Genomic DNA, 14,358 nt, shown 5'->3' on the forward strand with positions numbered 1-14,358 from the left:
CAAAAACCAGCGCCCTTACGACCCCGCGTTGACCTGATGACCAACCGGCATGGAAATGCCTTGGGATGGCGGACCTGAAGGTCCGCCCTACGCGGGACTACAGCTTGACCGGCAAGACGGTATCTACTTCTCCCACGTCAGAGCTCGACGCCCTTCTGCGCCCGCACGCCGCCGTCCTTGAAGGCGTGTTTCACCACCTGCATCTCGGTGACGGTGTCGGCGATGTCGATGAGTTCCTGCTTGGCGTTGCGGCCGGTGACCACGGCGTGCTGCATCTCCGGGCGAGCAATGAGGTCGTCCAGGACGCGGTCCAGATCCAGGTACTCGTAGCGCAGGGCGATGTTGAGCTCATCCAGCAGCACCAGCCCGTAGTCCGGGTCCTTCAGCATGGCGGCGGCCTGCTCCCAGGCGGCGCCGGCGGCTTCCTCGTCCCGGGCCCGGTCCTGGGTGTCCCAGGTGTAGCCCTCTCCCATGACGTGATAGGTGACGTTCGGGTGATCGCGGAAGAAGCGGTCTTCGCCGGTGACGAAGGCGCCCTTGATGAACTGCACGATCCCCACCTTCATGCCGTGGCCAAGCGCCCGGGCGACCATGCCGAAGCCGGAGCTGCTCTTGCCCTTGCCGGGGCCGGTGAGCACCAGCAGCACGCCCTTGTCCTCCTGGGCCCTGGCGATGCGCTCGTCGATGGCGCGCTTCTTCTTCGCCATGCGCGCGGCATGGCGCTCCGGGTCCTTGGCGTTTTCACGCATGGTCGAGCTCCTCCAGTGCGGTGCCGCGGAACAGGGCGGCTGCGGCCTCTGGCGCGGACGGAAAATAGGCGTGGTAGTAGCTGGCGGTCAACGCGCCGCTGCGGTAGACGGCCTCGCCGGCGGTGCCGGTGCGGTTGCGCACGGTGCGGGCGGCGGGCTCCAGCTCCGTCTCCAGCCGCGAGTGATGGAAGGTGTGCCCCCGCAGCTCGCCCCTGGCAAGGGTCAGGGACTGAAGGCCGAGTCCGGTGAGCTTGCCGGCCATCACTGCCCTTCCCGGAAGCAGGCCGAGCATGCGGTGGCTGTCCCCCTCGCCGTCGGTGAGGGTGTCCATGCACGCCATCAGCCCGCCGCATTCGGCGAGAATCGGCTTGCCCTCCGCGTGATGGGCGCGGATCGCCAGCAGCATGGGCAGGTTGTCCGCGAGCTGGCGGGCGTGCAGCTCCGGATAGCCACCCGGCAGCCACAGGGCGTCACAGGCGGGCAGGGCCTGATCCGCCAGCGGCGAGAACTCGACCACCTCGGCGCCCATGGCGACGAGCAGCTCCAGGTTGGCGCGGTAGATGAAGGCGAAGGCGGCGTCCCGGGCCACGGCGATCCGCATCCCCTCCAGCAGGCGCGGCGGCGCCGGCGGCGCCTCTCCGGCCAGTTCCACGGTGGCCGGCAGGGTGTCCAGCCCCGCTTCCCGCAGTACCTCGGCGGCGGCATCCAGGCGCTCGTCCAGGTCCGCCACCTCGCCCGCCTGAACCAGGCCCAGGTGGCGGTCCGGGACGTGCAGCGAGGCGTTGCGCTGCACGGCGCCCAGCAGCGGCATGCGTTCGGGCAGGGCCTCGGCCAGCATCCTGCCGTGACCGGTGCTGCCGGTGCGGTTGGCAATGACGCCGGAGAGGTGGACATCGTCGCGGTAGAGGTCCAGCCCCAGGGCCACGGCGGCGAAGGTCTGGCCCATGCCGCTGGCATCGATTACCGGCACCACCGGCAGGCCGGCGGTCGCGGCCAGGTCGGCACTGCAGGGATCGCCGTCGAACAGGCCCATGGATCCCTCCACCAGCACCAGATCGGCTTCCGCGGCGGCCTGGGCCAGCCGCCAGCGGCACTCCGCCATGCCGGTCATCCACGAGTGGAGCTGGTAGACCGGATTGCCGGAGGCGCGCTCCAGTACCATCGGGTCCAGGTAGTCGGGGCCGTACTTGAATACGCGCACGTCGCGACCGGCGTTTCGGTGCAGCCTTGCGAGCGCGGCGGTGATCATGGATTTTCCGGAGCCGGAACCGGGCGCGCTGATCAGCGACGCCGGTGCCGCTCCTCGGATGGATTCTTTACTCATGCATCGGGTCTCCCGTGGGATTCGGGGCGCGCGGGCGGGATGGTACCCGCACCGGTGGGAACGAACACCTGGGCGCCGTCCACCTCGGCCCGGGCCAGCGGCTGGCGGTAGAGACGCTCCAGCGCCTCCGGGACCAGCATACGTTCGGTGGGGCCCCAGCAGGCCTCGCCGTCCGGGTAGAGCAGCAGCAGGTGGTCACACCAGCGCGCCGCCAGGTTGATGTCGTGCAGGCAGAGGAAAACGCCCCGGCCGGCGTCTGCTTCGTCGCGCAGCAGGTTCATGACCGCCACCTGGTGGCGCAGGTCCAGGTGGTTGGTGGGCTCGTCGGCCAGCCAGAGATCGGGGGTCTGGGCCAGTGCGGTGGCGATGGCAACGCGCTGGCGCTCGCCGCCGGAGAGTGTACTCACCAGCCTCGACTCCAGGCCGTCCAGTTCCATGCGCGTGAGCGCCCGGCGGGCGATGGTGACGTCGTCGGCGGTTTCCATGTCCCAGGGCGCCAGGTAGGGGTGACGGCCGATCAGCACCGTCTCCAGCACCGTGGCCGGAAAGCCGTCCTGCCGCTCCTGGAAGACCACGGCGAGGGCGCGGGCCACGCGCTTGCGACGCTGGCCGCGGAGCGCTTCGCCGTCCAGAAGCACGTTGCCGAGCCGTGGCGCCCGCAGTCCGGCAAGGGTGTGCAGCAGCGTGGTCTTGCCGGCGCCGTTGGGCCCCAGCACACCCCAGATCTGGCCCGGTGCGATGGTCAGATCCAGCGCCGTGCCAGCCGCCCGTTCCGGGATGTCGATCACCAGATTGCGCGTGCTCAGCGTGGTCATCAACGGCTCCGGTAGAGCAGATAAAGGAATGTGGGCACCCCCAGCAGCGCGGTAATGACGCCGACCGGAAGCTGCTCGGGGGCAATCATGGTCCGTGCCAGCGTATCCGCAAGTGCCAGCAGCGCGCCCCCGGCCAGCGCCGCGGCGGGCAGGATCAGGCGCTGGTCGTTGCCCAGAACCAGGCGCAGCATGTGCGGCACTACCAGGCCGACGAAACCGATACTGCCGGCGGTGGTCACCGCGACGGCGGTGATCAGGCTGGCGCCGATGTAGATGGACCACTCCAGCGCCCGTACCGGTACGCCCAGGGCGGCGGCCTGGAGCGGCCCGCGTGCCAGCACGTTGAGGCTGCGGCCCAGCGGCAGCACCAGCAGGCAGGTGCCCAGCAGTACGGCGAAGGCGACCCATGGCGTGCGCGCGTAGGTGAGATCGCCCATGAGCCAGTACAGCATGCCTGGCAACTGTTCCGTGGGGCCCACTGCGAGCATGAAGGTGATCACCGCGCCCCAGCCGGCCGCCACCACCACGCCGGTGAGCAGCAGCCGCGTGGGCGTCCAGCTGCCGGTGCCGTGGGCGAGGCCGAAGACAAGCACGGTGGACAGCAACGCGCCGATGAACGCTGACCCGGATACCACGGCGGCGCCCATGCCAAGCAGCATGGAGGCCAGTGCACCCACCGCGGCCCCGCCCGAGAGGCCGAGCACGTAGGGATCGGCCAGCGGGTTGCGCAGCAGGACCTGCATCAGAGCTCCGGCGACCGCCAGCAGCCCGCCCACGGCGAACGCGGCCAGGGCGCGCGGGGCGCGCAACTCCAGTACCAGCGTCCGGTGCAGGGGGGAGCCGTCACCGGTGAACACCGCCCACAGCTCGGCGGGCGGGATGTGCACGCTGCCGATGGCGACGGCGATCAGCACCGAGGCCAGTGCAATCACCAGCAGCACCAGCAGCGGTGGGATCAGACGCCCGACGCCGATGCCCGCACTGGGCGCCGCCGTTGGTGATACGCCGCCGTCAGCGGCGCTCACGGGCCCTCTCCAGCTGTTCGCAGAGAATGCGGCTGCCTTCCGCCACCCGCGGCGTGGGCCGCTGGATGCTGGAGGGGGGTACGAAGAACAGATTGTCGCGCCGGGTCGCGGTCAGGCTGTCGTACCCGCGCCACGGCTCCAGCCAGGTTTCGTCCGCCTCGCCCATGCCGCCGGCGACAATGGCCTCGGGGTCGCGGTCGAGTACCGATTCGGTGTCGATGCGCGGGGTCAGGCTGCCCAGTTCGCCGAAGACGTTGTCACCGCCGCACAGTGCGGCCGCCTGGCTGATGAGGTGGGCGTCGTTGACGGTCATGAGCGGGTCGTCCCAGACCTGGTAGAACACGCGCACCGGCTCGGCGTCGGCGTACTCATCACGGATGCCGTCGATGGCGTCTCGGAACGCGGTTGCCTCATCGGCGGCATGGCCGGCGGTGCCGGTCAGCACGCCGAGGCGTTCCAGCGTGCTGGCGATGTCGTCCAGCTCCCGTGGTTCGGAGAGATAGAGCGGTACGCCCAGTTCCTGGAGGCGCTCCAGTTGTTCCGAGGGATTGCCGGTGATCCAGCCGACGATCAGATCGGGCTCGCGGGCGAGCAGCGTTTCCATGTCTAGACGCTTGTAGCTGCCGACGCGCGGGACCTCTTCGGCCTCCGGGGGGTAGTCGCTGTAGCTCACCGCGCCCACCACGGCGTCGCCGGCACCGGCGGCGAACAGCAGCTCCGTGGCGCCGGGCGACAGAGAGACAATGCGCTCCGCCGGGGCGTCGAGGCAGACCTCCCGGTCGGCGTCGTCTGTGACGCAGGGCTCGTCCGCCGCGATGACCTGCCACGGGCCAAGGATGCCCGTGACGGCCAGGCCGGCCAGGATGCGCAGCGGGGTGCGCGCTGTGGTGGTTGCGATCATTTCAATCCTCTCCTCCGATCATGATCAGCCGTCCGGTTTCCGGATCACGGTAGACCTGGCCCACGGATTCGTAGCCGCTGCCCGCCTCGCCGGCGCCGTCCGGCACGTCGGGCAGTTCCCGGCCGGCGTCAACATCGACGCCGCCTTCGCTGGTCTGTTCCAGCCCGTCGCTGGATGCGGCCAGGGCGACCATCAGCCCGACGGCGAAGACGAGCATGATATCCGCCAGGTTGGCCAGCGGCCCCATGGGGTCGTCGTCGCCGGCGTCGAAGCGGCTGCGGCGGTAGGCGGGGATGCTCACGACTGCGCCCCTTCGAGCCGCTCCATGGCGGCGTCGTACCAGCGCCGCCGCAGCCGGCCGATGAGAAATCCGAGAATGCCGACCAGCAGCCCCAGAACGGTGGTGTTGAAGGCCACGGTGACGGCCTGGGCCAGGACATCCAGCTCGCCCCGCCCCAGCGCCGCCAGACCCGGCCCGAGGGGAATCAGCGTGCCCATGAGGCCGAGCATCGGCCCCACCCGTGCCAGCAGGTCGGCGCGGTCGATACGGCGCTGCGCACGGCGCGCGACGGCCTGTGCATCACCTTTCGCCTCCATGCGCCGCAGGCCGCCGGTGCGCTCGCCCAGCGCGAGGCCCAGCTCCCAGAGGGCCAGGGCCACCAGGGCCAGCAGCGCGATGATCACCGGCTCCAGCAGCCAGCCGACCACGGCGTCCATGATTTCCAGTGTTGCCGATGTGAACATCGTTTGCCTCGTTGATGCGTGTTGCGGTGGTCGCGACTCACGTCGCTCCTACCTGTGCGTTCTGCACGCCCGCCAGGGGCGTCAGAGCACCGTAGGGTGGACCTTCAGGTCCACCAGTCGAGCCCGTTTCATCGAAGGTGGACCTGAAGGTCCACCCTGCGGACGTACGGGCGCCCGTAGGAGCGACGTCAGTCGCGACCCTTGGGTTACAGCCGCCGGCCCGCGGCGATTCCCCCGGCCAGCAGGAGCAGCGCCGCGGCTGCCACGATCCACGGGAGCAGGATGAACCCGCCCTCGGCGGCCTCGTCGCCGGCGTCCTCTTCGCCCTGGTCCCGGTCCTCGGCTGCGTCGTCGGCCGCTTCGGCCAGCTCGTCGGTGATGTCCACCTCAGCGACCGTGGCCGGGCCCATGGCCTGTTCGGCCCGGTCCATCTGCGCGGCGGCACGCATGCCGTCGAAGCTGGCCTGCAGCTCCTCTTCACTGAGCCGCTCCGACACCCAGTCCATGGTCGGGTGGTCGGGCCGGGTGTGGCCACCGCCCGGCAGGCCGTGCTCCACCACCAGTTCGGCGAAGTCTTCGGCCAGGGCGTTGATGACGGCGTCGTCCGCGTCCCAGAACTCCCGGTGCGCGGCCACCAGGCTGATGGCCTGCATATGGGTCTTCACATGGACGTTGTGATCCTCCTCGAGGAAGTCGTCCAGGCCGATGCCGTGGCTGTCCTGGAAGTACACGTCGTGGACTTCGTCCCAGACCCAGGAGCGCACCACCTCCGGGCTGGTGACCTGCCAGCCCCAGAGGTTGTCCATGAAGTCGGCGGCCATGGTGCGGGCCCCGGCGTAGCCGTGGTCCATGAGCGGCTCGAGCCACTGCGGGTTGAGGTTCTGCCGGCGCAGTTCGCCCAGCAGGGCCCGCTGAAGCGACTCGACCCGGACGTTGTCCACGTCGGCGTGCTGCAGTACCCGGTTGTCCGGGGCCTGGCCGGTGAGCGTTTCCACGGCCAGGGACAGCCCGCCCTGGAAGTCGAAGCCGTCGTCGTTGTCCAGCAGCCCATAGACGTGGCTGGCGCGACCAAGATAGGTCCGCCCGACGGAGCGCAGCCGCGTCTCGAAGGCGTCGTGGGCGGCCTGACCACTGGCTTCCGCGCCGTAGGCGTGACCCATGCGCCGGCTGTAGGCCGCGGCCAGCTCACTGCGGTCCTCCCAGGCGCCGGAGCGTTCGGCCAGTCGGTTGACGCCGGCGCCGTAGGCACCGGGCGCCGTGCCGAAGACGCGCAGGGCGGCATCGCGGCCCGCCTCTTCCGGGGTGGCGCCGTTGTCCACCAGCTCGCGGGTGTCCGCCACCCAGCGGGCGGCGACATCGTTTTCTTCCAGAGTCTCATTACCCGGGTCGCGCAGATCCTCGGACAGCGGTCGCAGGGCCTCGTCCAGGGCGCCGTCGAGCTGCGGATGCTGCTCGCGGATGGTTTCGGAGGCGCCATCAAGGGCCACGCGTACCGCCTGGTCCAGCCACACGAGCTGATCTTCGTAGAGATCGCGGAACAGGCCGGAGGTGGTGAACAGGGCGTCCCGCCGGCGGTTGCGATCCTCCAGCGGCTTACGTTCCAGGCCCTCGACGATGCCCCGGGAGTTCCACTTGGGGCGTACCCCCAGCACGTCCAGACCGAAGGCGACCATCACGCCCTCGTCACGGACCGTATCCGAGGCCCACAGGACGATGGCCTCGGAGCCCTCGGCCTCCGGATCGCCGCGCTCGCGGGCGTCCCGCGCGAGCTCCTGACCCAGGGACCAGGCAACCCGCGTCGGCACAAGGTCACCGGAGAGTGCGTGGAAGTTGCGGCCCGTGGGCAGCACCGCCGGGGTCCGGACCGGGTCGTTGCCCCGGCCCGGCGGCACGAACCGCCCGTCCAGTGCCGCCAGGAAGTTGTCCATCTCGTTGCCCGGGGAGGCCTTGAGGTCCTGGCGCCAGGCGTCCTCGATGGGATCGTCGCCGGCCATGGATGCCAGCATGGTCTCCACCGCCTCGTCGTCCCAGTCGCGGCCGAAGACGTGCAGCCCGATGGGCATGAACTGCTCCTGCATGTGGGTCACGTAGTGGCCCACCTCGTGCACGAGCAGATCGGAGTCGATGTCGTCCAGGTCGGAGGGAAGGTCGCCGTGGTCGTGCCCATGGTCGTGCTCGTGCTCGTGGGCGTGCTCGTGGTGGTCGTCGTCATGATGAGGATCATCGTCGTGCGTGTCGTGATGATCCTCGCCGTGACCGTCCTCGGCGTGATCGTGGGCATGGTCGTGCCCGTGATCGTGTCCGTGCTCCAGTTCGTGGCGGATCTCTTCGGTCATGTCCAGGTCGCGGATGCGCTCACGCAGGGTCTCCGCCGCCCGCGTCCGGGTGGGTGACTCAGGGTCCGTGGCCGCCTCGTAGGTCTCTACCAGCTGGCGCAGCTCCAGGAGTTCGTCGTAGAGTTCGGTGGCCTCCAGCGCCGGGGTGAGGTGGCTGATCATGATGCCCATGGCGCGCCGCTTGGCCTGGATCCCTTCGCCCACGCCGTCGACGATGTAGGGGTAGATCACCGGCAGGTCGCCGCCCAGGATCTCCGGGTAGTCGTCCTCAGCGAGCCCGGCGCGGCGACGCGGCAGGAATTCCCGGGTGGAGTGACGGCCCACGTAGACCAGGGCGTCCGCTTCGAAGTGGTCCCGCAGCCAGTGGTAGAAGCCCACGTATTGGTGGGTGGGCGGAAAGGTGGTGTTGGCGTGCAGCAGCGCCTCGCTCACTTCCCAGCCCCGGGGCGGCTGCGGACCGATGAAGACGTTACCGAAGCGGACGCCGGGGAAGTGCATTGCCCCGTCCATGACCATGGCTTCGCCCGGCGCCTCGCCCCAGCCCGTGAGGCCCGGAATCCCGGTGCGGATCAGGGCGTTGCGGATGCTCTCCACTTCGTCGGGATCGCCGCCGCCGCTCAGGATCTGCTTCCAGCCGTGCTGGTACTGCTCCAGCAGATCCAGCGCCCGGTTCTGGGCGCTGTGCTCGTGGTTCTCCAGCATGTGCCGGAGATCGTCAATGCCGCGCTCCAGCAGACGCTCACCGAGGCCGATGTGGTCGTCCCGTTCGGCCTCCGTCAGACGGGCGTGGAGATAGCCGACCGGCCCGTTCTCCAGCTCCGCCTGGATGGATTCGGGTAGCGTCGTGAAGTAGTCGAGATACTGCTCGTGGCTCAGCGACGGCACGTTGCCGGCCATGGCCTGGAGCTCTTCCGCGTTCTCCATCAGGTTGATGCCGCGCTCCTGGATCCTGTCGTGCAGGGCGTCCGCGCTCTCCGGCAGTTCACCGGTGTCGTAGCCGGCCGCCTTCAACTGCTGGAGCATCTCGAACAGGGATTCCGGCACGTCCAGCTTGTCGGCGCCGACGTTGTGACGGCCGGGCGGGTGGTTGTAGTAGACCAGTGCCACGTTCTTGTCGGCGTTGTCCAGGCGTTGCAGCCGCTCCCAGCGCTGCAGCCGGTCCGCCAGCGCGGTGATGCGCTCGTTCACGGGGCGGGTCAGCGTGAGCTTGACTCCGGTGGCGGTGTCGATCTCCGGGGGCTGCGCCACGGACAGGACGTGAGGCTGACTCACGCCCTGAAGCTCCGGCATCGCGAGCTGGTAGTGGACGGAGTCCCACGGGATGCCCTCTTCGGTGAGCTGCCACTCGGCCTCGGTGGTGCCGCTGAGGCGGATCCCCTTGATGACGGGCACGTCCAGGGCGCGGAACGCTTCGGTTACCGCCCGGCGTTTCTCGCCGCCGCCGACGGTGAAGTACTGCATGCTGATGATGGCGGTGAGATCGGCTGGCGCGGCGCGGTGGGCCATGGTGCCAACGGCTTCCAGGCTGGCACCGCCCCAGCGCGCCAGCACGGCGAAACACTGGATGCCGCGCTCCTCCAGCGCCTCGCAGGTGGCATCCAGCAGGGCGCGGTCGCCCGGCCGGTCGCCGGAGTCCATGTCCAGCAGACCCACCACCGGCCCCTCTTCCAGGTTCATGTCCGCCGGATCGGCGCTGGCCTCGCCGTGGCGGTAGTAGCGCACCGGGTCCCGCGGCCGCGGCTCGGGGACATCCATGGCGTGGCCCGCCTGCGCCAGTAGCCAGCGGAACAGGCCGTCGATGTGCTCGGGGCTGCGCCCCTGGTAGAACGCCCGCCCTTCGAGCCAGGCGTCCTGCTCGGGGAATGCGTCACGCCGTTCCGCCAGGTGCTCGCGCGGGTCCACGCCGGTATCCGGGTTGGCCGCCAGGTCGGTGATCTGTTCGTCCGCCAGGTCATCCAGCACCCGCTGACCGTCCAGGCGTGACAGCCGGGTGATGCGCCGGTCGCTGTTGATGGCAAGCAGCGGCGCATCGTGTGCCGGCGGGTGTTCACGCAGCAGCCGTTCCAGACGCCCCACCTGGTCCCCGAACACGGCGGCGAGCAGCACCGCGTCCGCCTCGGCCCAGAGGGCCGCCACTTCACGGTCCGATTTGTCCGCAAGCTGGTCCGGCGTGCGCAGCACGACCTCGTGATCCGGGTGGGCCTCCAGGAACGCGTGCGCGCCTGCGGCGACTTCACCCGCCGATCGGTCGGAGACGATGCCGACGATGGTGGCGGCGGAGGCAATCCCTGGCAGCAGCAGCGCCAGCAGTAGCACGCTGAATCGCATCATCATTTATCGGTTCCCGTAACGGACACTGAGAAAGGCCGTGCGGCCGGCGTTCTGGTAGTCGAAGTCAGTACAGTCGGGCGGGGAGAAAGCGCCGCAGGTCGAACGGGCAGTGGCATAGTCTTCATCAAACAAGTTGTCTATGGTGAGTCGGGCGGACCAGTTGCGGGCGAATTCCCACCCAGCGCGTAGATTCAGTAGACCGAAGCTGGATAGGCGGTCGTCGTTGTCGCCGTCGTTGTACCGGTCACCGACTGCAACTCCAGATACGCCGGCCGAGAAGCTTCCAAACGAGCGATCTACGTCCAGACGCGCGCTGGCGGCTGCACGACGACTTAGGCGGTTTCCGTCACGCTCACCACCTTCGCTGCTTCGTACTCTGGGATCCATGAGAGTCCCCGATGTCCTTACATCCCATGGACCGACTCTAGTCCCGGCGGCGACTTCTACACCCTGGATACGGGCACGATCGACGTTCTCTGGGCCAGTTCCGGTGACCTGGATCAGGTTGTCCACGAACTTCTGGAATAGAGCCACGTCCCAAAACCCATCAAGATATTGCCCCCGGAAGCCTATCTCTGCGGTCTGGGAGCGTTCGGGCCCGATGTTTGGGTTCCCGAAACCTGGAAAATAGAGATCGTTGAACGTAGGTGCCCGGAACGCGGTGCCGTAACTCAGGCGGATCCGATGGTGGTTATCCAGCCGTTGCCCCATGGCAATGGAGCCGGTGACGTGGTCACCGAAGGCCTCGTTGCTGTCGAAGCGGCTGCTGAGCTGGATGTCGGCGTCGCCCAGGTTCACCAGATACTGGGCGAACGCCGCCCGGTTGTCGCGGCGGTCTTCTTCGAAGTCGGTGGTGCTCTCCACTTCGTCGCGCTGGAACTCGCCCCCGATGATCAGTTCATTGCTGCCGTGAAAGATGGTGTTATCCAGGCGGGCCGTTCGTGTTCGGGTGTCGAATACGGATTGGCTGCCCCCCTGGAGGGTTTCTTCCTCATTGCGCCCCTCGGTGAGTTGCAGGCGGGAGACCCAGTTTCGGGTCACCGGGACGCTGGTGTTGGCACCCACTGTCTGGGCTACAAAATCCGTTTCGCCACCATCGAACTCGGTATGGCCCTGGGCTCGGAACCCCAGCAGTCCCAACTCGGCGCCGTTATCGAATGTGTGGCTGATGCGTCCCAGTCCGGAGGTGTTGTAGAAGCCCTTGTCGTCCCCTCCATCACGGATCGCGGTGCCGTCGGTGTGGAAGTGGTTGGCGCCGAGGCTCCAGGCCGTGCCCCCGCTGCTACCGGCGAATCCGGCGCCATACTCGTGCGAGCCGTGGGAGCCGGCACCGCCCTGGATCCAGTGCTGGTCTCGGTCACGCCCGTCCGGCGTGAACCCTTGCATCACGCCGCCCACGGCGTCAGCGCCGTAGAGGCTGGAGCGCGGTCCGCGCACATGCTCCACCCTATCAAGCAGCTGCGGGGGAATGAATTGCCACGGTGCGTCGCCGCTGGTGGCGGAGCGGATGCGGATGCCGTCAATCAACAGCACTGTCGATTCGCTGCCGGTGCCGCGGGTGTACACGCTTGTGTTCTTGCCGAAGGAGCCGTTGGAGATGAAATCGAATCCGGGCTGCCCGCGCAGTGCGTCCGTTAGGGCACGGGGCTGTTCGCGATCGAGCTTCTCGCGGTCGATGACAGTGACCGAACTGAGGCTTTCGTCCACGGTCTGGGCGGAGAGCGTCGGTGTCACCACCAGCGGGTTGAGCTGGATCGGGTCGTCCCCCGAGGCGCTCAGAGGCGCCAGACACACGGCCACGGCGGCCGCGGCTGCAGGCTTGTTGAAGTACATGGTTGTCCCCTTTCGCCGTGCCACCCGCACGGACTTCATGTGGTTATCGATTGGTGGCGCGCAGCGGGGGTGATTCCACAGGGCGGCGGGACGAAACGCGGAGTCTGCCGGCCTGTGCGTCGCCCTCCGCAACGCGCGGCTTACCCGGCAGGCCGGTCTACGGGCTGATGAGCGGGGTGAGGGTTCATCCCTTGGCGACCGCCTTCCCGTGCCTCATGCACAGTGGCTGCGTGGCCGCCGTTGACTCAAACACCGTTGCGGGGGCAGCGTCGGAATGGGGCCGCGTGCCGTGAGGCGGGCCGGTACCGACTTCCCGTTTCATCCCGTGACAGCCGGTTGCTGCCGCACGGGACACCTGCAGGGAGGCCAGTGAAGCTAGCAAGGGGGCTGCGGGGAGTCAAATCGACAGGGCGGCATCGAGCCGTGCCAGCGCCGCCTCATCCGGGGCGAGGCCGAGGCGCAGCGCCGCCGGCTCCCGGAACAGCCGCACCAGGATGCCCTCGCGGGCGAGACGATCCTGCAGCGCGGCCGCGTCGGCGTGCGGACAGTAGCGGAACAGGCCGGTGCCCCCGGCGGGCGTCAGCCCGTGGCGGCGGAGTACCCGGTCCAGTGCCGCCGCACCGGCGTCGAGACGCCCGCGGTTGGCCTCCTGCCAGGCGCGATCGGCCAGCGCGTGGCGCATGAGCCAGCGTGCGGGATGGCTCACGGCCCAGGGGCCAAGCAGGGTGTCGAGGCGGTCGCAGAGCGGCTCCGGGCCGAACAGAAAGCCGCCCCGCAGCCCGGCCAGGCCGAAGAACTTGCCCAGGGAACGCATGACCAGCAGACCGTCCGCACCGGTGGCGAAGGCCACGCTGTGTTCCGGTGTGGGGTCGATGAAGGCTTCGTCCACAACCAGCCAGCCGTCGCGTGCCTGCAGGCGGTGGTGCCATTGCAGTAGCCGCTCCGCGGGGACGGTGAGCCCGGTGGGGTTGTTGGGGTGGATCCAGACCAGCACGTCCAGGTGATCCAGGTGAGCATCCACGTCGTCGTGCGGCACGGGAATGACCGCATGGCCCTGTTGGCGCCACCACCACGCGTGTTCCGCATAGCCGGGGTCGGGCACGCCGACTCGGCAGGGCGCCCGCAGCCTTGGCAGCGCCTGGATGACCGCCTGGGAGCCGGCCGTGGCGACGCAGCCGGCCGCAGATGGGGCGCCCGCCCACGCCTTCGCGATCGCTGGCAGGTCGTCGTCCGCCTCGGGAAGGCGCTGCCACACCGACTGGGGCAGCTCCGGCACGGGCCAGGGCCACGGGTTGATGCCGGTGGAGAGGTCCAGCCAGTGTTCCGGTGGGATGCCGTATGTGGCTGCGGCGCGATTCAGCCTGCCGCCGTGATCAGGGACCATGCGATGCCTCCAAGCACAATGACGCCCAGCCAGCAGAAGACCGCGCGGCGCACCAGCACGACCGCGGCGTCGATGGTGGCGCTGTCCGGCGGCGGGCCTTCGCCCAGGGGTGGCCGTTCCCGCCAGCCGTCACGATAGGGCGCGGCTCCGCCGAGGGTGACACCAAGGGCACCGGCGCCCGCGGCCATGACCGGCCCGGCATTGGGGCTCTCCCATGCGCCGGCCTGGCGAAACCAGCAGGCCAGCGCCGTTGCGGTGCGGCCCGAGGCAGCGTAGGCCAGCGCCGTCAGGCGCGCCGGTATCCAGTTGAGCGCATCGTCGAGCCGTGCGACCACGCGGCCGAACAACAGGTAGCGCGGGGTTCGATAACCCCACATGGCGTCCAGTGTGTTCACCAGACGGTGCAGGATCACCCCCGGCAGTCCCGCGACCAGATACCAGAACAGGCTGGCGAAGACGGCATCGGCGCCATTCTCGAGAACCGACTCGGACGCCGCACCGGCGACTCCCTGGTGGTCCAGCGCCCGGGTATCGCGGCTGACCATGGCGCCGACGGCGGTGCGGGCGCGGGCGAGGTCGCCGTGGATCAGCGGTGTGGCGACGGCGCGGGCGTGATCCGCCAGACTGCGCAGGCCTATCGCCAGATACAGCACCAGGAACTCCAGCGCCAGCAGCACCATGGGCGGCAGCACGAAGGCGAGCGCGGCGGCAAGGACAACGGGCGGTACCACCAGCAGGCCGGCCGCCACCAGCCCGGCCGCGATGCTGCCTTGCTGGTTCCGGTTGAAACGGCGCTCGACGGCAGCCGCCAGCGCCCCGAACAACACCAGCGGATGCAGCCGCCGGGGCTCTCCCAGCAGCGCATCCATGATAATGGCACCGATACAGACAAACGCGGCGAGCAAGACGTCCTCGT

At 69.1% G+C, this 14,358-nt stretch carries 11 protein-coding genes and 1 riboswitch; all 11 genes read right to left on the reverse strand.

Annotated elements, in window-relative coordinates; all coding sequences use genetic code 11:
• Positions 1-137 precede the first annotated feature (137 nt).
• The 11 genes from cobO to cbiB all read right to left on the reverse strand — a co-directional run bounded on the left by cobO (position 138) and on the right by cbiB (position 14,347).
• A complete protein-coding gene (gene cobO / locus ACNSTU_RS16595; RefSeq protein WP_418212728.1) occupies positions 138-749 on the reverse strand; it encodes a cob(I)yrinic acid a,c-diamide adenosyltransferase in 612 nt (203 codons plus the stop codon).
• Positions 742-2,073: a cobyrinate a,c-diamide synthase gene (locus tag ACNSTU_RS16600; protein ID WP_418212729.1), complete on the reverse strand. Its 1,332-nt coding sequence runs from the start codon at positions 2,071-2,073 to the stop codon at positions 742-744. Before ACNSTU_RS16600 ends, cobO begins: the two co-directional genes overlap by 8 nt.
• Entirely contained in the window at positions 2,070-2,888 is an 819-nt protein-coding gene (locus ACNSTU_RS16605) for an ABC transporter ATP-binding protein (protein ID WP_418212730.1), read from the reverse strand. The genes ACNSTU_RS16600 and ACNSTU_RS16605 overlap by 4 nt, the downstream gene beginning before the upstream one ends.
• Positions 2,888-3,847, reverse strand: coding sequence for a FecCD family ABC transporter permease (locus ACNSTU_RS16610; protein ID WP_290634154.1), 960 nt, complete (start codon positions 3,845-3,847; stop codon positions 2,888-2,890). The genes ACNSTU_RS16605 and ACNSTU_RS16610 overlap by 1 nt, the downstream gene beginning before the upstream one ends.
• 52 nt (positions 3,848-3,899) lie before the next feature.
• Positions 3,900-4,811, reverse strand: a complete 912-nt coding sequence (locus ACNSTU_RS16615; protein ID WP_418212756.1) for a cobalamin-binding protein — start codon at positions 4,809-4,811, stop codon at positions 3,900-3,902.
• A 4-nt stretch (positions 4,812-4,815) separates the two neighbouring features.
• Positions 4,816-5,115 (reverse strand): DUF2149 domain-containing protein, encoded by a 300-nt coding sequence (locus tag ACNSTU_RS16620; RefSeq protein WP_290636798.1) that lies wholly within the window; start codon positions 5,113-5,115, stop codon positions 4,816-4,818.
• Complete coding sequence (locus tag ACNSTU_RS16625; RefSeq protein WP_290636797.1) at positions 5,112-5,558, reverse strand: MotA/TolQ/ExbB proton channel family protein; 447 nt, start codon at positions 5,556-5,558, stop codon at positions 5,112-5,114. The genes ACNSTU_RS16620 and ACNSTU_RS16625 overlap by 4 nt, the downstream gene beginning before the upstream one ends.
• A gap of 206 nt (positions 5,559-5,764) precedes the next feature.
• Entirely contained in the window at positions 5,765-10,222 is a 4,458-nt protein-coding gene (locus ACNSTU_RS16630; protein ID WP_418212757.1) for a cobaltochelatase subunit CobN, read from the reverse strand.
• Positions 10,223-10,228: 6 nt separating this feature from the next.
• A complete protein-coding gene (locus tag ACNSTU_RS16635; protein ID WP_418212731.1) occupies positions 10,229-12,058 on the reverse strand; it encodes a TonB-dependent receptor domain-containing protein in 1,830 nt (609 codons plus the stop codon).
• A gap of 132 nt (positions 12,059-12,190) precedes the next feature.
• A riboswitch (cobalamin riboswitch) is annotated at positions 12,191-12,432 on the reverse strand.
• A 23-nt stretch (positions 12,433-12,455) separates the two neighbouring features.
• The gene (gene cobD, locus ACNSTU_RS16640) at positions 12,456-13,442 is read right to left on the reverse strand and encodes a threonine-phosphate decarboxylase CobD (protein ID WP_418212732.1); all 987 of its coding nucleotides are present in this window, start codon (positions 13,440-13,442) and stop codon (positions 12,456-12,458) included.
• On the reverse strand, positions 13,415-14,347 hold the full coding sequence (cbiB, locus tag ACNSTU_RS16645; RefSeq protein ID WP_418212733.1) for an adenosylcobinamide-phosphate synthase CbiB: 933 nt from the start codon (positions 14,345-14,347) through the stop codon (positions 13,415-13,417). The genes cobD and cbiB overlap by 28 nt, the downstream gene beginning before the upstream one ends.
• Positions 14,348-14,358: the final 11 nt, after the last annotated feature.

The organism is Aquisalimonas sp. APHAB1-3 (genome assembly GCF_048323695.1).
Taxonomy (GTDB): Bacteria; Pseudomonadota; Gammaproteobacteria; order Nitrococcales; family Aquisalimonadaceae; genus Aquisalimonas.